Annotated in this window: 19 protein-coding genes, 1 tRNA gene and 1 pseudogene; 13 read left to right on the top strand and 8 right to left on the bottom strand. The window is 51.8% G+C overall.

Features of this window, described 5'->3' with window-relative positions; genetic code table 11:
• Entirely contained in the window at window positions 1–951 is a 951-nt protein-coding gene (gene ttdR / locus ACO7SM_RS03000; RefSeq protein WP_490470857.1) for an L-tartrate utilization transcriptional activator TtdR, read from the bottom strand.
• A gap of 209 nt (window positions 952–1,160) precedes the next feature.
• Between ttdR and ttdA the strand changes: the two genes are divergently transcribed.
• Genes ttdA through ACO7SM_RS02985 form a run of 3 tightly spaced genes read left to right on the top strand, consistent with a single transcriptional unit; the run spans window position 1,161 to window position 4,186 of the window.
• Window positions 1,161–2,072, top strand: a complete 912-nt coding sequence (gene ttdA, locus ACO7SM_RS02995; RefSeq protein ID WP_490469622.1) for a L(+)-tartrate dehydratase subunit alpha — start codon at window positions 1,161–1,163, stop codon at window positions 2,070–2,072.
• Entirely contained in the window at window positions 2,069–2,674 is a 606-nt protein-coding gene (ttdB, locus tag ACO7SM_RS02990; protein WP_192613526.1) for a L(+)-tartrate dehydratase subunit beta, read from the top strand. The genes ttdA and ttdB overlap by 4 nt, the downstream gene beginning before the upstream one ends.
• Before the next feature lie 48 nt (window positions 2,675–2,722).
• Window positions 2,723–4,186: an anion permease gene (locus tag ACO7SM_RS02985; RefSeq protein ID WP_490469621.1), complete on the top strand. Its 1,464-nt coding sequence runs from the start codon at window positions 2,723–2,725 to the stop codon at window positions 4,184–4,186.
• A gap of 100 nt (window positions 4,187–4,286) precedes the next feature.
• Here the strand turns inward: ACO7SM_RS02985 and tsaD are convergent, their stop codons facing one another.
• Window positions 4,287–5,300, bottom strand: coding sequence for a tRNA (adenosine(37)-N6)-threonylcarbamoyltransferase complex transferase subunit TsaD (gene tsaD, locus ACO7SM_RS02980; RefSeq protein ID WP_490469620.1), 1,014 nt, complete (start codon window positions 5,298–5,300; stop codon window positions 4,287–4,289).
• Window positions 5,301–5,537: 237 nt separating this feature from the next.
• Between tsaD and rpsU the strand changes: the two genes are divergently transcribed.
• The 4 genes from rpsU to ybiA all read left to right on the top strand — a co-directional run bounded on the left by rpsU (window position 5,538) and on the right by ybiA (window position 10,282).
• Complete coding sequence (rpsU, locus tag ACO7SM_RS02975; protein ID WP_001144069.1) at window positions 5,538–5,753, top strand: 30S ribosomal protein S21; 216 nt, start codon at window positions 5,538–5,540, stop codon at window positions 5,751–5,753.
• A 152-nt stretch (window positions 5,754–5,905) separates the two neighbouring features.
• The gene (gene dnaG, locus ACO7SM_RS02970) at window positions 5,906–7,651 is read left to right on the top strand and encodes a DNA primase (protein WP_490469619.1); all 1,746 of its coding nucleotides are present in this window, start codon (window positions 5,906–5,908) and stop codon (window positions 7,649–7,651) included.
• Window positions 7,652–7,816: 165 nt separating this feature from the next.
• On the top strand, window positions 7,817–9,661 hold the full coding sequence (rpoD, locus tag ACO7SM_RS02965; RefSeq protein ID WP_192613530.1) for an RNA polymerase sigma factor RpoD: 1,845 nt from the start codon (window positions 7,817–7,819) through the stop codon (window positions 9,659–9,661).
• 57 nt (window positions 9,662–9,718) lie between these two features.
• Window positions 9,719–10,282 (top strand): riboflavin biosynthesis intermediates N-glycosidase, encoded by a 564-nt coding sequence (gene ybiA / locus ACO7SM_RS02960; RefSeq protein WP_490469618.1) that lies wholly within the window; start codon window positions 9,719–9,721, stop codon window positions 10,280–10,282.
• Between the two features lie 45 nt (window positions 10,283–10,327).
• Here ybiA and mug read toward each other — a convergent pair whose 3' ends face one another.
• Complete coding sequence (mug, locus tag ACO7SM_RS02955) at window positions 10,328–10,834, bottom strand: G/U mismatch-specific DNA glycosylase (protein WP_490469617.1); 507 nt, start codon at window positions 10,832–10,834, stop codon at window positions 10,328–10,330.
• 125 nt (window positions 10,835–10,959) lie between these two features.
• On the opposite strand from mug, the gene ACO7SM_RS02950 reads away from it, so the two are divergent.
• Window positions 10,960–11,035 (top strand) — tRNA-Ile (locus tag ACO7SM_RS02950).
• A gap of 118 nt (window positions 11,036–11,153) precedes the next feature.
• Window positions 11,154–11,537 (top strand): hypothetical protein, encoded by a 384-nt coding sequence (locus tag ACO7SM_RS02945; RefSeq protein ID WP_490469616.1) that lies wholly within the window; start codon window positions 11,154–11,156, stop codon window positions 11,535–11,537.
• A gap of 326 nt (window positions 11,538–11,863) precedes the next feature.
• Here the strand turns inward: ACO7SM_RS02945 and ACO7SM_RS02940 are convergent.
• From ACO7SM_RS02940 to ACO7SM_RS02930, 3 genes and pseudogenes are all read right to left on the bottom strand, one after another.
• A pseudogene (locus tag ACO7SM_RS02940) lies at window positions 11,864–12,181 on the bottom strand (Fic family protein); the annotation flags it as partial.
• A gap of 109 nt (window positions 12,182–12,290) precedes the next feature.
• A complete protein-coding gene (locus ACO7SM_RS02935; protein WP_490469615.1) occupies window positions 12,291–12,614 on the bottom strand; it encodes a DUF1889 family protein in 324 nt (107 codons plus the stop codon).
• A 237-nt stretch (window positions 12,615–12,851) separates the two neighbouring features.
• Window positions 12,852–13,634, bottom strand: a complete 783-nt coding sequence (locus tag ACO7SM_RS02930; RefSeq protein ID WP_490469614.1) for a siderophore-interacting protein — start codon at window positions 13,632–13,634, stop codon at window positions 12,852–12,854.
• A 240-nt stretch (window positions 13,635–13,874) separates the two neighbouring features.
• Here ACO7SM_RS02930 and ACO7SM_RS02925 point away from each other — a divergent pair, with 240 nt between their 5' ends.
• Window positions 13,875–14,618, top strand: coding sequence for a PadR family transcriptional regulator (locus ACO7SM_RS02925; protein ID WP_490469613.1), 744 nt, complete (start codon window positions 13,875–13,877; stop codon window positions 14,616–14,618).
• A gap of 71 nt (window positions 14,619–14,689) precedes the next feature.
• Here ACO7SM_RS02925 and ACO7SM_RS02920 read toward each other — a convergent pair whose 3' ends face one another.
• Complete coding sequence (locus tag ACO7SM_RS02920; RefSeq protein WP_490469612.1) at window positions 14,690–16,210, bottom strand: methyl-accepting chemotaxis protein; 1,521 nt, start codon at window positions 16,208–16,210, stop codon at window positions 14,690–14,692.
• Window positions 16,211–16,640: 430 nt separating this feature from the next.
• On the opposite strand from ACO7SM_RS02920, the gene ygjG reads away from it, so the two are divergent.
• Window positions 16,641–18,020 (top strand): putrescine aminotransferase, encoded by a 1,380-nt coding sequence (ygjG, locus tag ACO7SM_RS02915; RefSeq protein ID WP_192613541.1) that lies wholly within the window; start codon window positions 16,641–16,643, stop codon window positions 18,018–18,020.
• Window positions 18,021–18,120: 100 nt separating this feature from the next.
• On the opposite strand, the gene ACO7SM_RS02910 is transcribed toward ygjG, so the two are convergent.
• Complete coding sequence (locus ACO7SM_RS02910; RefSeq protein ID WP_490469611.1) at window positions 18,121–18,453, bottom strand: tRNA-binding protein; 333 nt, start codon at window positions 18,451–18,453, stop codon at window positions 18,121–18,123.
• Between the two features lie 148 nt (window positions 18,454–18,601).
• On the opposite strand from ACO7SM_RS02910, the gene ebgR reads away from it, so the two are divergent.
• Both ebgR and ACO7SM_RS02900 read left to right on the top strand, forming a co-directional pair.
• A complete protein-coding gene (gene ebgR / locus ACO7SM_RS02905) occupies window positions 18,602–19,585 on the top strand; it encodes a transcriptional regulator EbgR (RefSeq protein ID WP_490469610.1) in 984 nt (327 codons plus the stop codon).
• Between the two features lie 206 nt (window positions 19,586–19,791).
• Complete coding sequence (locus tag ACO7SM_RS02900; protein WP_490469609.1) at window positions 19,792–20,238, top strand: beta-galactosidase subunit beta; 447 nt, start codon at window positions 19,792–19,794, stop codon at window positions 20,236–20,238.
• The last annotated feature ends 16 nt before the right edge of the window (window positions 20,239–20,254 follow it).

Below are 20,254 nucleotides of genomic sequence, written 5' to 3'. Positions count from 1 at the left end.
TTATTCGCATCCCATCGTCAGCGCAGGCTGGTAGCCTTCATTGGGCCTGCCTAGCCGCTGCTGGCACCATGCCGCCAGAAACTCGACGCAAACCCTTAACTTCACGCTGCGATAAAGCGGTTCCTGATAAACCGCCCAGATATTGGCGCTTTGCGCATACTCCGGCAACACCCGAACCAGTTTGCCGCTGGCCAGAAACGGCTGCACATCCCACTCAGAACGCAACATAATCCCTTTTCCCTCCAGCGCCCATTGCAGAACAATTTCACCGCTGTTGGAGGAAAGATGGCCCGTCACCTTCACCGATTTTTTCTCTTCGCCATTTCCCAGTTCCCATACTCCGTGAGTCATATCTCGTTCTTTTGTTACCAGGCAGTCATGACGGATTAATTCCTGTAATGTTTTCGGTTCGGCATATTTTTGCAAATACGCGGGGGAAGCACACAATATTCTTTTATTTTTCGTTAACAAATGCGCAATATAATAATCAGGAATCTCATCATTAATCCGAATATCGAGATCGATATTGTCTTGCACCAAATCAATCTGCCGATCAAAGAGTTCAAAATGGACCTGTAATTCAGGATAATTGCGCATCAGTTCGGTAATTGCGGGGGCAATATGGCTACGCCCAAAACCAAAACTACAGCCAATGCGAATCATTCCCTCCGGACGCGTTTTGATTTGCGTCACGTCATCCACCAGATGCTGATACCGGGTAAGAATTTCCAGCGCATGTTCATAGCACCGCTGCCCGCTTTCCGTGAGCGCAACGCCTCTTGCCGAGCGGTTCAGCAGCGTGACGGCAAGGGTTGTCTCGAGGATCTGGATCCGTTTAGTCACAAACGCAGGCGTTTGCCCCAGCGCCGCCGCCGCCGCGCTAAAGCTTCCCGTATGGACAATTTCAATCAGTACCTGCAGGTCTTTGGCTAAGGGATAGTTGTTCAGCATTTTCGGATTACCCGTGATTTTGATAATCACAGTGTAATTCCCTTCATGCCGTTAATCCCTGCCTTTGCTCAATATTAATCACCTTTCTACAACACGATTCACGAACTGTTAATTGCAGATACACAGCAGCAAAAAATATAAACCCACATTTTTAGTGGTAGTTTACTTCGGAGAATTTATTTCCAGATAAATAAAGAACTGGAGTTAACATGATGAGCAATCAAAATAATCAAAGTGCGGTTAATACGTTGACGGAAATTGTCGCTAATTTTACCGCTATGATTTCTACCCGGATGCCCGACGACGTGGTGGATAAGTTAAAACAACTGCGGGATGCCGAAACATCATCCATGGGGAAAATTATCTACCACACGATGTTCGACAACATGCAAAAGGCGATTGATCTGAACCGCCCGGCCTGTCAGGACACCGGCGAGATCATGTTTTTTGTCAAGGTCGGCTCCCGCTTCCCGCTGTTAGGTGAGCTGCAAAGCATTCTTAAACAGGCCGTAGAAGATGCCACTGTGAAAGCACCGCTACGCCACAACGCCGTCGAAATCTTCGACGAGGTGAACACCGGCAAAAACACCGGCAGCGGCGTGCCGTGGGTAACCTGGGACATCGTTCCCGACGGCGATGACGCCGAAATTGAAGTCTACATGGCAGGCGGCGGTTGTACGTTGCCGGGTCGCTCCAAAGTGCTGATGCCCTCCGAAGGCTACGAAGGCGTAGTGAAATTTGTGTTTGAAAATATCTCCACGCTGGCCGTCAACGCCTGTCCACCGGTTCTGGTGGGCGTGGGAATCGCAACCTCCGTGGAAACCGCCGCCGTGCTGTCTCGCCGGGCCGTTCTGCGCCCCATCGGCACCCGCCATCCAAATCCGAAAGCGGCAGAACTTGAACTGCGTCTGGAAGAGGGTCTGAACCAACTGGGTATTGGCCCGCAAGGGCTCACCGGCAACAGTTCGGTGATGGGCGTACATATCGAATCTGCCGCGCGTCACCCCTCAACCATCGGCGTGGCGGTTTCCACCGGCTGCTGGGCGCACCGTCGCGGTACGCTGCTGGTTCATTCTGACCTCTCCTTCGAAAACCTGTCTCACACCCGGAGCGCGTTATGAAAAAGATCCTGACTACCCCGATCAAGGCCGAAGACCTGGAAGATATCCGCATTGGCGATGTTATCTACCTGACCGGCACGCTGGTGACCTGCCGCGACGTCTGCCACCGCCGTCTGATCGAACTTAAGCGTCCGATCCCTTACGATCTCAACGGCAAAGCAATTTTCCACGCCGGCCCCATCGTGCGTAAGAATGGGGAGAAGTGGGAGATGGTCTCCGTCGGGCCCACCACCAGCATGCGTATGGAAGCCTTTGAAAAAGAGTTTATTGAACAGACCGGCGTGAAGCTGGTGGTGGGGAAAGGCGGCATGGGGCCGCTCACCGAAGAAGGCTGCCAGAAATTTAAAGCACTGCACGTTATCTTCCCGGCGGGCTGCGCGGTCGTTGCGGCGACCCAGGTCGAAGAGATTGAAGAAGTGCACTGGATGGAACTTGGCATGCCGGAATCCCTCTGGGTTTGCCGGGTGAAGGAGTTCGGCCCGCTGATTGTTTCTATCGACACCCACGGCAACAACCTGATCGCCGAAAACAAAAAACAGTTCGCCGAACGTCGCGGCCCTATCGTCGACGAGATCTGCGAGCACGTCCATTACATTAAATAACCCTTCCGGAGAGGCTTTGCGCCTCTCCCTTTTCGCAGGGATACGACAATGGCACCTTTATCTGGTTGGTGGCGATACCTGGCTCCGCTGGTGGTCATCGCCATTATTGCTGTTTTGCCCGTCCCCACCGGTCTTGAGAGCCATACCTGGCTCTATTTTGCGGTCTTTACCGGCGTCATCGTGGGACTCATTCTGGAACCTGTACCGGGCGCGGTCGTCGCGATGATAGGGATTTCGATCATCGCCGTCCTGTCACCGTGGTTGCTGTTCAGCCCGCAACAACTCAGTCAGGAAGGCTTCAAATTTACCGCCAAATCACTGTCATGGGCAGTATCTGGTTTTTCTAACTCGGTTATCTGGCTGATTTTCGCCGCCTTTATGTTTGGCACCGGCTATGAAAAAACCGGACTCGGTCGGCGTATCGCCTTGATGCTGGTGAAGAAAATGGGGCATCGCACGCTGTTTCTTGGCTATGCGGTGATGTTCTCCGAGCTGATCCTCGCCCCCGTCACCCCCTCCAACTCCGCGCGCGGCGCCGGGATAATCTACCCGATAATCCGTAACCTGCCGCCGCTCTATAACTCACAGCCCAATGACGCCAGTTCCCGGTCTATTGGCTCCTATATTATGTGGATGGGAATTGTCGCCGACTGCGTGACCAGCGCCATTTTTCTGACTGCGATGGCGCCTAATCTGCTGCTGATGGGTCTGATGAAAGGCGCTTCCCATACGGCGCTAAGCTGGGGAGACTGGTTTTTAGGCATGCTACCGCTGAGTATTGCATTGGTTTTGCTGGTGCCCTGGCTGGCCTACGTGCTGTACCCGCCAGTGCTAAAATCAGGCGATCAGGTGCCGCGCTGGGCGGAGACGGAGCTGAAAGCGATGGGGCCGCTATGCTCGCGTGAGAAAAAGATGTTGGTGCTGATGGTTGGCGCGCTGGTGCTGTGGATCTTCGGCGGTGAATATATCGATGCCGCGATGGTCGGTTACAGCGTGGTGGCATTAATGCTGGTATTACGCATTATCTCCTGGGATGACATCGTCAGTAATAAAGCCGCGTGGAACGTCTTCTTCTGGCTCGCCTCGCTGATTACCCTTGCCACTGGGCTCAACAATACCGGCTTTATCGCCTGGTTTGGCAAGCAGCTGGCAAACGGGTTGAGCGGCTATTCGCCGGTGATGGTGATGGTCGCGCTGATTGTGGTGTTCTATCTGCTGCGCTACTTCTTTGCCAGCGCCACCGCTTATACCTCGGCGCTGGCACCGATGATGATCGCCGCTGCGCTGGCGATGCCGGAGATCCCGTTACCGGTGTTCTGCCTGATGGTGGGCGCGGCGATTGGTCTGGGCAGCATTCTTACCCCCTATGCGACCGGGCCAAGCCCCATCTACTACGGCAGTGGTTATCTGCCAACAGTCGATTACTGGCGGTTAGGCGCCATTTTCGGCCTGATCTTCCTTGTTCTGCTGGTCGTCACCGGCCTGCTCTGGATGCCACTCGTTTTGCTGTAAACCCGGTTGGGGCGCCATGATGTCGCCCCTTTTTTCCTACGCATCTCAGATGACCATCTTGCCGGATAAGGCGCTTACGCCGCCATCCGGCAAACACGCATTACGCCGCGGGTAACTCCGCCAGCGGCCAGCGTGGACGCACGGTCACGCCGAGATCCGCCGTCGCTCCGGCGTTAAAACGCACCATCCCGGCATAGGCGATCATCGCGCCGTTATCCGTACAAAACTCCGGGCGCGCATAGAACACTTCGCCACGACGCTTTTGCATCATCTCGGCAAGCTTTGCACGCAGCGTGCGGTTGGCGCTCACGCCGCCCGCCATCACCAGACGTTTAAAGCCGGTCTGATCCAGTGCGCGTTTGCACTTGATCATCAACGTGTCCACCACCGCATCTTCAAACGCGCGGGCGATATCCGCACGAGTCTGATCGTCATCGCCATTGTTGCGAATCGTGTTAGCCGCAAACGTCTTCAGGCCGGAGAAGCTGAAGTCCAGCCCCGGACGATCGGTCATCGGGCGTGGGAAGACAAAACGCCCGGCAGTGCCCTGGGCCGCCATTTTCGACAACATCGGGCCGCCAGGATAATCGAGCCCCAGCAGTTTGGCGGTTTTATCAAAGGCTTCACCCGCCGCATCATCAATGGATTCGCCCAACAGTTCGTACTGGCCAACCCCTGTCACGCTAATAAGCTGAGTATGACCGCCAGAAACCAGCAGCGCGACAAACGGAAATTCCGGCGGGTTATCTTCCAGCATCGGTGCCAGCAGATGGCCTTCCATATGGTGCACTGGGATGGCAGGAACATTCCACGCAAAGGCCAGTGAACGCCCAACAGTTGCGCCGACCAGCAGCGCGCCGACCAATCCCGGCCCCGCGGTATACGCCACCGCATTAATATCTTTCGCCGTTAAACCTGCCTCTTTCAGCGCTGCCTGGATCAACGGTACGGTTTTACGCACGTGATCGCGTGAGGCCAGTTCAGGCACTACGCCACCGTAGTCAGCATGCAATTTCACCTGACTATACAATTGGTTGGCCAACAGACCCTTTTCATCGTCGTAAATGGCGATGCCGGTTTCATCGCAGGATGTCTCAATACCCAATACACGCATGACTTATTCTACCTCGCTCTATTACCGCGCAGTGTAGGACCAATGCGGGTTGATGTAAAACTTTGTTCGCCCCTGGAAGAAGCCTCGTGTATACTCCTCACCCTTATAAAAGTCCCTTTCAAAAACGGCCGCGGTGCTTTACAAAGCAGCAGCAATTGCAGTAAAATTCCGCACCATTTTGAAATAAGCTGGCGTTGATGCCAGCGGCAAACCGAATTTATTAAAGGTGAGAGTTACATGCCGGTAATTAAAGTACGTGAAAACGAGCCGTTCGACGTAGCACTGCGTCGCTTCAAGCGTTCCTGCGAAAAAGCAGGTGTTCTGGCGGAAGTTCGTCGTCGTGAGTTTTATGAAAAACCGACTACCGAACGTAAGCGCGCTAAAGCTTCCGCTGTGAAACGTCACGCGAAGAAACTGGCTCGCGAAAACGCACGCCGCACTCGTCTGTACTAAGTCTTCTGAGGGTCGCGGCCCTCAATTCAGACCGAGTTGTAGTTGTAAGGCCGTGCTTCCGAAAGGAATGCGCGGCTTATTTTCGTTTATGCATTGGCATATACACAAAATCATTCATGATGCGTGAAAGATGAAGTGTATAAAAGGGGCATATGGCTGGACGAATTCCACGCGTATTTATCAATGACCTGCTGGCGCGCACCGACATCGTCGATCTCATCGACGCGCGGGTGAAGCTAAAAAAACAGGGCAAAAACTACCATGCGTGCTGTCCATTCCATAACGAAAAAACCCCCTCTTTCACCGTAAACGGTGAGAAACAGTTTTATCACTGCTTTGGATGTGGCGCACACGGTAACGCCGTCGATTTTCTCATGAACTACGACAAGCTCGAGTTCGTGGAAACGGTCGAAGAGCTGGCGGCGATGCACAATCTTGAAGTGCCCTATGAAGCAGGCAACGGCCCCAGTCAGATAGAGCGCCATCAACGGCAAAGTCTTTATCAATTGATGGACGGTCTGAACACATTTTATCAACAGTCTCTGATGCAACCCGCCGCTACCCCCGCGCGCCAGTATCTGGAAAAGCGAGGATTGAGTCGCGACGTGATCGCCCGTTTTGCTATTGGTTTTGCGCCTCCCGGCTGGGACAACGTCCTGAAACGGTTTGGCGACAATACTGAAAATCGCAAATCGCTGGTTGATGCGGGTATGTTGGTTACCAACGATCAGGGACGCAGTTACGATCGCTTCCGCGAACGGGTGATGTTCCCCATCCGCGATAAGCGTGGACGGGTGATTGGTTTTGGTGGACGCGTGCTGGGTGACGGCATGCCGAAATACCTGAACTCCCCGGAAACCGATATTTTTCATAAAGGCCGTCAGTTGTATGGCCTTTATGAAGCCCAGCAGGATAACGCTGACCCGCAGCGCCTGTTAGTGGTGGAAGGCTATATGGATGTGGTCGCGCTGGCGCAATACGGCATTAACTACGCCGTGGCGTCTCTGGGGACATCGACCACTGCCGATCACATCCAACTGTTATTCCGTGCGACGAACAACGTCATTTGCTGTTACGACGGTGACCGTGCCGGACGCGATGCCGCCTGGCGAGCGCTGGAAACCGCGCTGCCTTATATGACGGATGGTCGCCAGTTACGTTTTATGTTCTTACCTGACGGTGAAGATCCTGACACCCTGGTACGTAAAGAAGGTAAAGAAGCATTCGAAGCCCGGATGGAGCAGGCATTGCCGCTCTCCGCGTTTTTGTTTAACAGCCTGCTGCCACAAGTGGATCTGAGTACCCCGGACGGACGTGCCCAGCTCAGTACGCTGGCGCTGCCGTTAATCACGCAGGTGCCGGGTGAAACGTTGCGTATTTATTTGCGACAGGAACTGGGTAACAAGCTTGGCATTCTGGATGACAGCCAGCTTGAACGTTTAATGCCTAAATTGTCCGAAAGCGGTACTTCCAGGCCAGCTCCGCAGCTAAAACGCACGACCATGCGTATACTGATAGGACTACTGGTGCAAAACCCAGATTTAGCACCGCTGGTTCCACCGCTGAGTGGCCTGGATCCGAAAAAATTGCCAGGACTTGGCTTATTTGTAGAACTGGTCAACACTTGTCTGTCTCAGCCAGGTCTGACCACCGGGCAACTTTTAGAACATTATCGCGGCTCAAATGATGCGGCGACCCTTGAAAAATTGTCGATGTGGGACGATATAGCAGATAAGGATATCGCAGAAAAAACCTTCACCGACTCACTCAACCATATGTTTGATTCGATGCTTGAGCTGCGCCAGGAAGAGTTGATAGCTCGTGAGCGCACACACGGTTTAAGCAGCGAAGAACGCCGGGAACTCTGGACGCTAAACCAGGAACTGGCGAAGAAATAAACGAAAGACAAAAGTATTTAACGGCTTAAGTGCCGAATATCGTTCGGGAAGCCCCCGACAGCCGCACTGAGAGGCAGCGGCACAAATATAAGTACGCCCTCGTTTTGCCGTTGGCGGTTTAACCGCCCAACACCAATCAAACGAAATAAGTGTGGATACCGTCTTATGGAGCAAAACCCGCAGTCACAGCTGAAGCTTCTTGTCCAACGTGGTAAGGAGCAAGGCTATCTGACCTATGCCGAGGTCAATGACCATCTGCCGGAAGATATCGTCGATTCAGATCAAATTGAAGATATCATCCAAATGATCAATGACATGGGTATTCAGGTGATGGAAGAAGCACCGGATGCCGATGATCTGCTGCTTGCTGAAAACACCAACAGCACCGATGAAGACGCGGAAGAAGCTGCGGCTCAGGTTCTCTCCAGCGTGGAATCTGAAATCGGTCGCACAACTGACCCGGTACGCATGTATATGCGTGAAATGGGCACGGTTGAACTGTTAACCCGTGAAGGCGAAATTGACATCGCTAAACGTATCGAAGACGGGATTAACCAGGTTCAATGCTCCGTTGCCGAGTATCCGGAAGCGATTACCTATCTGCTTGAACAGTACGATCGCGTTGAAGCTGAAGAAGCGCGTCTGTCCGATCTGATCACCGGTTTTGTTGACCCGAACGCGGAAGAAGACCTGGCGCCTACCGCCACTCACGTCGGTTCTGAACTCTCCCAGGAAGAGCTGGATGACGACGAAGATGAAGACGAAGAAGAAGACGACGACAGCAGCGATGACGACAACAGCATCGATCCTGAATTAGCGCGTGAGAAATTCGGTGAGCTGCGTACTCAGTACGAAATCACCCGCGACACGATCAAAGCGAAAGGCCGCAGCCATGCAGCCGCTCAGGAAGAAATTCAGAAGCTTTCTGAAGTGTTCAAACAGTTCCGCCTGGTGCCGAAACAGTTCGACTACCTGGTGAACAGCATGCGCGTCATGATGGATCGCGTGCGTACCCAGGAACGTTTGATCATGAAGCTCTGCGTTGAGCAGTGCAAAATGCCGAAGAAAAACTTCATCACGCTGTTCACCGGTAACGAAACCAGCGAAACCTGGTTCAACGCCGCAATCGCGATGAACAAACCGTGGTCTGAAAAACTGCACGACGTGGCAGATGACGTTCACCGCGGTCTGCAAAAACTGCAACAAATTGAAGAAGAAACCGGCCTGACCATCGAACAGGTAAAAGACATCAACCGTCGTATGTCCATCGGTGAAGCGAAAGCCCGCCGTGCGAAAAAAGAGATGGTTGAAGCAAACTTGCGTCTGGTTATCTCCATCGCCAAGAAATACACCAACCGTGGTCTGCAGTTCCTGGATCTGATTCAGGAAGGCAACATCGGTCTGATGAAAGCGGTAGACAAGTTCGAATACCGTCGCGGTTACAAGTTCTCCACCTATGCAACCTGGTGGATCCGTCAGGCGATCACCCGTTCGATCGCGGATCAGGCGCGCACCATCCGTATTCCGGTGCATATGATTGAGACTATCAACAAGCTCAACCGTATCTCCCGCCAGATGCTGCAGGAAATGGGCCGCGAACCGACGCCGGAAGAACTGGCTGAACGTATGCTGATGCCGGAAGATAAGATCCGTAAAGTGCTGAAGATCGCCAAAGAGCCAATCTCCATGGAAACGCCGATCGGCGACGATGAAGATTCGCATCTGGGTGATTTCATCGAGGATACCACCCTCGAGCTGCCGCTGGACTCTGCAACTACCGAGAGCCTGCGTGCCGCAACGCACGACGTTCTGGCTGGCCTGACCGCCCGTGAAGCGAAAGTTCTGCGTATGCGTTTCGGTATCGACATGAACACCGATCATACGCTGGAAGAAGTGGGTAAACAGTTCGACGTTACTCGCGAACGTATCCGTCAGATCGAAGCAAAGGCGCTGCGTAAACTGCGTCACCCGAGCCGTTCTGAAGTGCTGCGTAGCTTCCTCGACGATTAATCGTAATTAATTGTTCTTAAGCCCTCCTCGTGAGGGCTTTTTTACAGGAGCACTGTCATGCAACAAGGATGCTATTCACTCCCCGCGCTAATCCGTGCGCTCAATAACAAACAGCATGTTGAATACCTGTGGTTCTGGGGACATCAACCCTCCGCTGACGGCACGATTACCGCCTCTTGTTTCAGTCAGTGGTGGCAGAATTCGCCATTCAGTCATAACGGTGTGGTCTATGCCACGGCGGAGCACTGGATGATGGCCGGAAAAGCGCGTCTGTTTGGCGATCAGGCCACGCTGGCGAAGATCCTCGCAGCGCAAACGCCCGCAGAAGCCAAAAAGCTGGGACGCAAAGTCGAAGGATTTGACGAACGCTGCTGGCAGGAGAGCTGTTTTGAGCTGGTATGCGAAGGCAATTACCAGAAGTTTAGCCAGCATCTTGCGCTTAAATCATTTCTCCTCAGTACCGCCCCTCGTGTTCTGGTGGAAGCCAGTCCGGTAGACAAAATATGGGGAATTGGTCTGGCAAAAGATCACCCTGATGCCGCAACACCGTCACGCTGGCAAGGTGAAAATCTGTTGGGATTTGCCCTTATGGACGTTCGTGATCGCCTGGCGAAAGAGTGATAATTCAACGTAACCCCGGCTTGCGTCGGGGTTTTCAAGTCATGTTTAACGTCCGCGCGCCGTCAACTCCTCATCCAGCTCCCGATAGGCTTCGACCAGCTTGTCCAGAGCGATCCGGCTTAGCCCACTGGTATTCGGTAACACCCAGACCTGAGTCGCGCCAATACTCATCGCCTGTTTGCCCCACTGCACGCCACGCTGTCTAAATCCCTGCTCAAAAGCCTGCTTACCCAGAATGGCCAACGCCTGCGGCTGATAGAATTCAATCTTCTCAATCAGGTTACGACCACCGCTGTGTAACTCCTCTCGCGACACCTCATTTGCTTGTACCGTCGGCCTGTCGACCAGTTTGGTCACGCCACAGCGGAAATCCAGCAGATGCTGCGCCTCTTCCGGTTTTAGTTGGCGATCGGTAAATCCGGCCTGATGAATCACCTTCCAGAAGCGGTTAGCAGGATGCGCAAATGGAAACCCCGTCCCCGCCGAAGACAGCCCCGGATTAATGCCGCAAAACACAACACGAAGCCCCGACGCCAGTATGTCCTTAACCATGATACCCCCCAAACAATACAACGGAGGGAAAGTATAACGAATTGAAAATACGTTGTTTATAAAAACAGCATACGTACGGTTATGGCTGGATTGCAGCAGAGAGTTACTTTATAATCCCTCGCCACGGCCCCTTAGCTCAGTGGTTAGAGCAGGCGACTCATAATCGCTTGGTCGCTGGTTCAAGTCCAGCAGGGGCCACCAAATTTTAGCTTTAAAATCATTGATTTAGGCCACTCAACAGAGTGGCCTTTTTTATTGCTTCTCAACGAGTGTCTCAAAAGTGTCGCACGAGACAAATGCTCCACTTAAGTAAACGTGGATGAGTGAGGTTAAAAACATGGCGATAGATTCAGAAACTTTCAGATGGTGTGCAGGCGGGTTCTTCACTGCAATGAGCGTGATTTCTGGTATTGCGTACCATGACCCGAACTTCTTTCTCAGCTGGTTTTTAAAAAAACTAATAGGTGCGATACTATTTATTGGCGTTGTCGTATCTGCTTTTTGGGGTGGCGCCAGGCTAATAAATGATTATGTAAATTATAAATTATCAATCCCGACAGACCAGACAGAAAAATTATTAGCTACTTACAATAACTTAACTGATATTTTATTCTTGCTGATTATTGGCGCTTTCATCGCATACTTTTGGGTGTTGGGACTTTATAGCCTCTCGGTTGAACGTCAAAAAAAGAAATCTCCATAATGTTTCCCTCGCCGATAACTATGCACTTTTTTCAGTTTTAAAACACATATCGACTTTCACCAGCCCAATAAGCGGCTGGTGTCTCCGCGTTTTACTATCTAGCCTTTCATCAACCTTGCCAGTACATTTCAGTACAACTACAATCCTGAAAAACATAACGAGGTCTTGCTAATGAGACCTGAATCAGCGCCATCTCAGGTTACCAAGGCACAGATATACCGTTCTGTTGCCAGCTCAACCGCTATCGAGACAGGTGTTTCAGTGCAAAAAATTGAGCAGCAACTCAAACAAAATCTGGCACAGGCGAAAGCCGTTGGCCTTGCACGCTAGTTTGGCAAGATGTCGTTCACCAGTTGCATCATAGGGCTGTAGTTCCCTGATACACCTGCCTGTATTGCCTTGAAGTAAAACGCCTTGTGCTCATCCCACAGGCTGTAATCCAGTAAGCCCTTCCCCGCCAAAACCGACAGCACATCACAAAGCAATCTCGACAGACGCCCGTTACCTTCTCTGAATGGGTGGATCACAATAAACTCCACATGGCATTCAGAAAGATAGCTAACCAGTTCAGAACGAGACAGGGATTTTAACTCACCAGACATGGAGAGAAACTGCTTCTCGAAACCATCAAGAAGAAGCGATAAAGAAAATGCGAAGGTAGGCTGTTCTGCCCATCCTTTATGGCAGAAATGGATGCTCCCACATCGGAGGTGAGAGCATTGGGAATAAGGTTATCTTTTGAAGCGTGTCGACCTATACCAGAGCCTGAAGTTGCTCACGCATATAGGACGTAAAAAATTCAGGGTTTTTGATCAGTACACGCTCCCCTGACGCAATTTTTTCAGCCCATCCGGCTACTTTTTGAGTGAATTCGGCGTTCCATCCCTCCTGCTCGCCTCGTGCAGTAATCTCGGCTGCGCTGGCGGGTACACCTAACTCATTCAAATACTTTAAAATTCCCTTAGTGGTACTTTCATCCATTGAGTCTGGGGGGGCGACGGATGTATTCATACCGTTAATGAAATCCAGTGCTTTCTCAATTGCTGTTGGCATGCTCTTATCCTTAAAATTAACCACGTAAACATCACATCTACACTATGACCTTAAACCGATCTTAATATCAAAGAAATCATTAAATTTATGTCGGTTTACGCGGTTCATTCCTTCGTTGCCGTTTCGTTGAGACGAAAAGGCGCCAGGGTGCTGGCGATACCTTTTCTATGCTAACAGCACCGACGCAACTCGGTTCGCGGCCATCGGGCAAGCCTCATCGCCCAATCCCCTCATTGCCTTTTTAGGGGGATGACTGATGAATTAATCGAGCGATGGCTTGCTGTGCCAGTAGGCTGCCGCCCGCACCAAATGAGGATCAAAAGCCGCAGTATCGAACCGTTGACTGAGATTTTTAACAACCTTCCCCTCACCGGTTATCCAGATGAAATAATCATCCGCAGGAATCGAAAGCTGGGACAATCGCGCATCCACTGCCTGCTCGTCCTGACCGACGAACCACTCAATCGCAAATCCATCAAGATGGGAGAGGTAATCCTGATACGCCGCGTTTTGCACACTGACCAGCACCGTGACATTTGGGCGCACCGTCAGTCGGCTGATAGCCTCCAGGCGGCGGCGCAATGCCGGCATTCCCGATTCATCACAAACATAAACCTGGTATGCGTAATCGTCTGGCACCACCAGCGAACCGCGCGGCCCGCCAATCGTGAGCGTGTCCCCCTCGCGGGCCTGCTTCGCCCAGGTGCTCGCTACCCCACCCTCATGGAGATAAAAATCCAGCACCAGTTCATGGCGTTCCTCATCGTATAACGGTGTGTAATCACGCGTTGTCGGACGAATACCATCAGCCCAAACGATACCTTCGTCAGTCACGGTCGGCGGTACAAAGTGACTGCCCGGCGCCGGGAAAAAGACCTTGGTGTGGTCGTCAAATCCCAGAGAGCGAAAGCCTTCCAGGGCATTCCCTCCCAGCACAATACGCTGAAAACCCGCGCTGATACGTTCAACACGCAGGACGGTCAGTTCGCGAAAGCGCAGTTCATTACGAATGCGCTGTGGGTAGCGTGAGGTTTTTTTGGTCATTCTTTTCGCCTTCGTGAGTGTATTACGATATATCTAAATCAACCATTCCAAATGATAATGATTGTTAATTAGAAATATTGCAAGTCTTTTCTGATATAGCCATCGTTCTTCAATCCATCATCAAAAACAAAATAAACACCAATAAAATCATAAAATTAAAAAACAAAACAACTTAAAACTTGCACAAATAAAATATTTAGATATAAATTAGATATATCGAAACAACATCAGGAGATGATCATGCGACACCCACATGAGGGTTGCTGTAAAGGCGAAGGACACCAGCACGAAGGCTGCCATCACGAGCATCATCAAGAGGGTTGCTGTAAAGGCGAAGGACATCAGCGCGAAGGCTGCCATCACGAGCATCATCAAGAGGGCTGCTGTAAAGGTGAAGGAGATCAGCACGAAGGCTGTCATCAAGGGCATCATCAAGAAGGTTGCGGCAGGGAACGTCATCACGGCCATGAACATGGCTGCGAGCATCGCCTCGGTCGGGGCGGGGGCGGAGGCGGACGTCGCCAGCGATTTTTCGGTCACGGCGAATTACGTCTGGTGATTCTGGATATCCTGACCCACGACGCGAGCCACGGCTATGAGCTTATCAAAGCCATTGAAACGCTGACTCAGGGTAACTACACCCCAAGTCCGGGTGTGATCTACCCAACACTTGATTTCCTGCAAGATCAGGAATTTATCAGCATTAGCGAAGAAGAAGGCGGTCGGAAGAAAATAGCGATCACCCAGGCCGGACAGCAATGGCTGGATGAAAATAATGAACAGCTAGAACGTATTCAGGAACGTGTAAAAGCACGCTGTGTCGGTTTCGAATTACGTAAAAACTCGCAGATGAAGCGGGCGCTGGATAACTTCAAAGCCGTACTGGATCTGCGGGTGAATCAGGCTGATATCAGTGAAGCACAGATCAAAAAAATCATCGGCGTGATTGACCGTGCGGCGCTGGACATTACCCAACTCGATTAAGCGGGCTGTGTATTCGCGTCCCTGCCCCGCCTCCTTCTGGAGGCGAGAGAAACCGCGTCAGGGACGCGGACTCAGTGCAGAACCGTGACGGCATCTTCCAGACGGCTGGCGCGGTGTTTTACCATTGCTGAAACTCTGGCGCTCTCTTCCACCAGTTCGGCATTCTTATGCGTGATGTTATTTAACTCATCCACCGCCAGCGTCAGGCTGGAAAGCCCGTCCGACTGCTCCAGCGTCGAATGACTGATTTGGGCGATGAGTTGGGTCACATTTTGCACCTGTGCCACAATGTCGTCCATCGTCCTTCCTGCCGCATGAACCTGCTCTGAACCGGACTGCACCCGGGAAGCACTGGCATCTATTAGCTTACGAATATCATTCGCCGCGCTGGCACTTCGACTGGCAAGGTGGCGAACCTCCCCGGCGACCACCGCAAACCCTTTGCCCTGTTCGCCTGCCCGCGCGGCCTCAACTGCGGCATTCAGCGCCAAAATATTGGTCTGAAACGCGATATCGTTAATGAGTGCGGTGATCGTGCCGATCCGTTGCGTACTGTCGGCAATGTCATCCATCGTTTTGATGACCGTCTCCATCGCCTCCCCACCCTGAGTTGCCGCACCGCTGGCCGCGATGGAAAGTTTGTCGGCAGCCGATGCGGTGGCGGTATTTTTCTTCACCGACTCCGCCATCTGGTTCATGGTCGTTACGGTTTGCTGCACATTTTCCACCGTCTGGCGGGTGTGTTTGTTCAGATCGTCATTCCCTTTCGCCAGGGTTTCACTGCCATTTCTGACGCTGGAAACCTGACTTGAGACATCATTAATGAGCCAGCGACACATCAACCCGAGCTGGCCCACAGCCCGCAACGTCAGCCCCAACTCGTCGCTACGATTCAGATGCGTCACACTGTTACGATCCCCTGTCGCCACCTTCAATGCCTGCCGGGCCACATTTTCAATCGGACGCACAATTTGCCACTCAAACATCGCCGTCCCCAGCAGCATGACCAGCGCGCCGATCACGAGAGAAGCCACGGGCGCACTCTGCTGCACCAGGCTCGCCGCCAGTACCGCGAAGATAAACGCCATCACACAACGTACCCGCCAGCGGATGGGAAGTGCCGGAAGTTTGCCTAACCAACCCTTACGCACCACCAGCCCTTTGTGGAGACGTTTACGGCAGCGTCCTTCCTTCAGAGCGTGATACAACGGCTCAACCGCCGCAATTTCATCTTCCGTCGCGCGGATACGAATGGACATATACCCGGTCACTTTTCCCTCGCGAACCATCGGCACCGCGTTGGCGCGGATCCAGTAGTGATCGCCATTCTTGCAGCGATTTTTCACGATGCCGCTCCACGGTTCTCCTTTTTGCAGGGTGTACCACATATCCGCAAATGCCGCTTTCGGCATATCAGGATGGCGCACAAGGTTATGCGGCTGCGCCTGGAGTTCGCTCAGCGAATAGCCGCTCACCTGGACGAAGGTGTCATTCGCATGCGTGATATAGCTGTTTAAGTCAGTCGTGGACATGAGGGTCGTATCGTCGTCCAGCGGAAGGCTTTTCTGGCTGACGTAGAGATGAGAAGACATGATCGCGTCCTATGCAGGTTATTTTGGTGTTAACTTTTCTGTCAGATGTTATTTCGGCGCTAATCGATTTATCTTTAGTTGTTAAAATTGATTTGGATCGCAATTTGCGATTAAACCTCAACATTTGTACGCAATCTAATCCATTGATTTAAAATACTTTCATTACGTAACTATCAAGCCATGCTGAATCCTCCGCCCTGTTTTTGGGCATTTTTTGCACTTTTTCGGGGCATTTTGCGGGTAAAAAGGAACGCGTCGACGTACGTAAAGTCGGTTATGCCGCCACGATTGTTAACAAATGAGATTAAATGTTGCGTAAATGCGATTATTCCTGGTGTTTATCCCGATTTTCGTGAACGCCTTCGGGATGGCGCAATCCCTGCAATACTTAAATCGGTATCATGTGATACGCGATCCCCGGGAGCACATTTTGAACAGGTTACCTTCCAGCGCCTCAGCGTTAGCCTGCAGCGCGCACGCACTGAATCTCATTGAGAAGCGAACGCTTGATCATGAGGAGATGAAAGCACTGAACCGAGAGGTGATTGAGTATTTCAAAGAGCACGTCAATCCGGGGTTTTTAGAGTACCGAAAATCTGTGACTGCTGGCGGGGATTACGGAGCCGTAGAGTGGCAAGCAGGAGGTCTGAATACGCTTGTCGACACTCAGGGACAAGAGTTTGTTGATTGCCTGGGTGGTTTTGGAATTTTCAACGTGGGGCACCGTAATCCAGTTGTGGTTTCCGCCGTACAGAATCAACTCGCGAAACAGCCATTGCATAGTCAGGAATTACTTGACCCGCTTCGTGCCATGCTGGCGAAAACACTCGCCGCACTGGCGCCCGGTAAACTGAAATACAGCTTCTTCTGTAACAGTGGAACAGAGTCTGTGGAGGCCGCGCTGAAACTGGCGAAGGCGTATCAGTCGCCGCGAGGCAAATACACTTTCATCGCCACCAGCGGCGCGTTCCACGGAAAATCGCTGGGCGCGCTTTCCGCTACGGCAAAATCCACCTTCCGTAAACCGTTTATGCCGCTGCTGCCGGGATTCCGTCATGTGCCTTTTGGTAACGTTGAGGCCATGCGTACCGCGCTTAGCGAGTGTAAAAAAACCGGTGACGATGTGGCCGCCGTTATTCTGGAACCTATCCAGGGCGAAGGTGGGGTGATCCTGCCGCCGCCAGGTTATCTGACCGCCGTACGTAAACTCTGCGATGAGTTCGGCGCGTTGATGATTCTGGATGAAGTGCAGACCGGAATGGGGCGCACCGGCAAAATGTTCGCCTGTGAACATGAGAATGTGCAGCCTGACATTCTGTGCCTGGCAAAAGCGTTGGGGGGCGGAGTGATGCCGATTGGCGCCACTATCGCAACCGAAGAAGTGTTCTCGGTGTTGTTCGACAACCCCTTCCTGCATACCACGACGTTTGGCGGTAACCCGCTGGCCTGTGCGGCGGCGTTAGCCACCATTAACGTGCTGCTGGAGCAGAACTTGCCGGCTCAGGCGGAACAGAAAGGCGATATCCTGCTGGACGGTTTTCGTCAGTTGGGTCGGGAATATCCGGATCTTATCCAGGAAGCGCGTGGTAAAGGGATGCTGATGGCGATTGAGTTTGTCGATAACGAGATCGGCTACAACTTTGCCAGCGAGATGTTCCGCCAGCGCGTGTTGGTTGCCGGAACGCTCAACAACGCGAAAACGATTCGTATTGAACCGCCTCTCACCCTGACCATTGAGCAGTGTGAACTGGTACTCAAAGCGACTCGCAAAGCGTTGGCGGCCATGCGCGTCAGCGTGGAGCAAGTGTGACAGATGCCGGATGGCAACGACGTTCTTAACCGGCCTACGCAGGCACCACACGTAGGCCGGATAAGATAGTTAGCATCGCCATCCGGCCTGTTCACACCACTCACACAATCCGCACACCGGCGGGCATCACGCGTTCCGGCGTCAACAGAACGCTTTCGCTACCATCGTCGGTTTCGGCGCACAGCAACATGCACTCCGAGGTTTCGCCGCGCATTTTGGCTTTGGCGAGATTACACAGCACCACCACCGTTTTCCCTGCCAGTTCCGCCTCACTGTAGTAAGGCACCAGGCTGGTGACGGTCTGCAACGTCCTCTCGCCAACATCGACCTGAACGATGTAAAGCTTATCGGCGTTTTCATGGCGTTTAACCTGAACAATTTTTCCAACCCGCAGTTCCAGCCGGGCAAACTCCTCAAATGCAACAGTATCCATTTCCCCTCCCCTAGTAAAATTTTACTAAAAAATAATAGCGCATTTATGAGAGACTAAGGCTAAAGAATTTACTAAAAGCAGATGCATATCATGGGGCTTCATTTACAATAACCCCCCATGCAGTCGAATGGCGGAATGAAAGGCAAATATGGCAACACTTAAAGATATCGCAACGGAAGCAGGCGTTTCCCAGGCAACTGTTTCCCGAGTTTTGAATGACGATCCAAATCTGAATGTGAAAGAGGAAACACGGCACCGTATTCTGGAAATTGCAGAAAAACTGGAATACAGGAGCAGTTCTTCACACAAAACGCAGGTTAACATCGTCAGCCAGCACCACATTCTTGTGCTTTATAGCTATCAGCAGAAGCTGGAGATCAACGATCCTTACTATCTGTCTATTCGCCACGGTATCGAAACTCAGTGTGAAAAGTTGGGCATTGAGCTAACGAGCTGCTACGAACATCATAGTTTACCCAGTATCAAAAAACTCACCGGGGTCCTCGTTGTAGGGAAGGCCAGCGATGCAATTCAGCGTACTGCGGCAACGTTGACGGATAACATCTGTTTTATCGATTTTCAGCCCCCATGCGGCAACTACGATTTTGTCGATACCGACCTGGCAAAGATCAGCCAAGATATCATCAACTTTTTCATACAGCAGGGCGCGACAAGAATCGGTTTCATTGGCGGCGAGGATGTGCCCGGTGAAACAGATATTCGTGAAGTCGCCTTTGTTGAATACGGGCGACAGAAAGGCGTCGTGTCAGAAACGGATATTTACCGCGGTGGCTTTTCCAGCGCCTCCGGTTATGAGCTGGCCCAAACTATGCTGGCTAAAAAAGATTACCCACCAGCGTTATTCGTCGCTTCCGACTCCATCGCTATCGGCGTATTGCGTGCGATTCATGAAAATGGGATTCGTATTCCAGAGCAGATATCGCTCATCAGCATCAACGATATCCCGACCGCACGCTTCACCTTTCCTCCACTCTCAACCGTGCGCATTCACTCCGAAATGATGGGTATCCAGGGCGTTAACCTATTGATAGAAAAAGCGCGTGATGGCCGAGAATTGCCGCTTCAGGTCTATGTTCCGAGTCAGTTGAAGTTACGCGGAACCACCCGCTAAGATCCACCTGGCCCGGCCATGTCGTCGGGCTCCCTCCTCTTCGTTGTTACGTGTCCAATTTCTTCATTTCGTGATCGAGTTAAAGTAAATCAGTTTTCTTAATTCCATTTAGTAAAATTTTTACTAAAATGATTACCTATGATGCAGCATCACTTATGGTAGCTCCGCAAACGTTGTTGACGATGGTTCATGCATAAGGAAGAAAAATGAGAATTCTCGATAGCTTCGAACTGTTTCAACAACATGCACATACGAAGAGTCACTGGCAGCGTTGTGCCGAGTTGATGGAAAAAATTGATGATCTCCCTACTGGTGTCATCCGTTCTCAGGGAAATACCCTGAACTACGGCATAAGAATCGACAGTACCACCGATGCCTTATTTATCGGTCATCGCGATTATGTTGAGGTGCATTGCTATTTACGCGGAACACAAAAGATCGAGTATGCGGCGAAAGAGCAACTACAGGAAGTCGATTACTATCGGAAGGAAACCGACCGGGAATACCTGAAAGGTTTAGGACAAACCGTTCAGATCCATGAAGGACAGGTGATCATTTGCGATAATCGTGAAGCGTACCGCTTTATTACCCACTCCACGGTAAAGAAACTGGTTATTAACCTCATAGATAAAGAAACCGAACAACTACCGTAAATAATGTTTGCGGAGA

The organism is Citrobacter sp. LJND-P06, from assembly GCF_058188415.1.
The sequence above is the reverse complement of the archived record's forward strand: the minus strand, read 5'-3'. Positions and strand labels throughout refer to the sequence as shown.

What these genes read in the sequence shown, in the direction of transcription:
- ACO7SM_RS02985 (WP_490469621.1), top strand. Translation starts at nt 2,723, where the DNA reads ATGGCACCTTTATCTGGTTGGTGGCGATACCTGGCTCCGCTGGTGGTC.
- ttdB (WP_192613526.1), top strand. Translation starts at nt 2,069, where the DNA reads ATGAAAAAGATCCTGACTACCCCGATCAAGGCCGAAGACCTGGAAGAT.
- ACO7SM_RS02920 (WP_490469612.1), bottom strand. Translation starts at nt 16,210, where the DNA reads ATGTCTTCTCATCTCTACGTCAGCCAGAAAAGCCTTCCGCTGGACGAC.
- mug (WP_490469617.1), bottom strand. Translation starts at nt 10,834, where the DNA reads ATGGTTAAGGACATACTGGCGTCGGGGCTTCGTGTTGTGTTTTGCGGC.
- ybiA (WP_490469618.1), top strand. Translation starts at nt 9,719, where the DNA reads ATGCAACAAGGATGCTATTCACTCCCCGCGCTAATCCGTGCGCTCAAT.
- ACO7SM_RS02930 (WP_490469614.1), bottom strand. Translation starts at nt 13,634, where the DNA reads ATGACCAAAAAAACCTCACGCTACCCACAGCGCATTCGTAATGAACTG.
- ACO7SM_RS02910 (WP_490469611.1), bottom strand. Translation starts at nt 18,453, where the DNA reads ATGGATACTGTTGCATTTGAGGAGTTTGCCCGGCTGGAACTGCGGGTT.
- ACO7SM_RS02925 (WP_490469613.1), top strand. Translation starts at nt 13,875, where the DNA reads ATGCGACACCCACATGAGGGTTGCTGTAAAGGCGAAGGACACCAGCAC.
- ttdA (WP_490469622.1), top strand. Translation starts at nt 1,161, where the DNA reads ATGATGAGCAATCAAAATAATCAAAGTGCGGTTAATACGTTGACGGAA.
- tsaD (WP_490469620.1), bottom strand. Translation starts at nt 5,300, where the DNA reads ATGCGTGTATTGGGTATTGAGACATCCTGCGATGAAACCGGCATCGCC.
- rpsU (WP_001144069.1), top strand. Translation starts at nt 5,538, where the DNA reads ATGCCGGTAATTAAAGTACGTGAAAACGAGCCGTTCGACGTAGCACTG.
- ebgR (WP_490469610.1), top strand. Translation starts at nt 18,602, where the DNA reads ATGGCAACACTTAAAGATATCGCAACGGAAGCAGGCGTTTCCCAGGCA.
- ACO7SM_RS02945 (WP_490469616.1), top strand. Translation starts at nt 11,154, where the DNA reads ATGAGTGAGGTTAAAAACATGGCGATAGATTCAGAAACTTTCAGATGG.
- dnaG (WP_490469619.1), top strand. Translation starts at nt 5,906, where the DNA reads ATGGCTGGACGAATTCCACGCGTATTTATCAATGACCTGCTGGCGCGC.
- rpoD (WP_192613530.1), top strand. Translation starts at nt 7,817, where the DNA reads ATGGAGCAAAACCCGCAGTCACAGCTGAAGCTTCTTGTCCAACGTGGT.
- ACO7SM_RS02900 (WP_490469609.1), top strand. Translation starts at nt 19,792, where the DNA reads ATGAGAATTCTCGATAGCTTCGAACTGTTTCAACAACATGCACATACG.
- ttdR (WP_490470857.1), bottom strand. Translation starts at nt 951, where the DNA reads ATGCTGAACAACTATCCCTTAGCCAAAGACCTGCAGGTACTGATTGAA.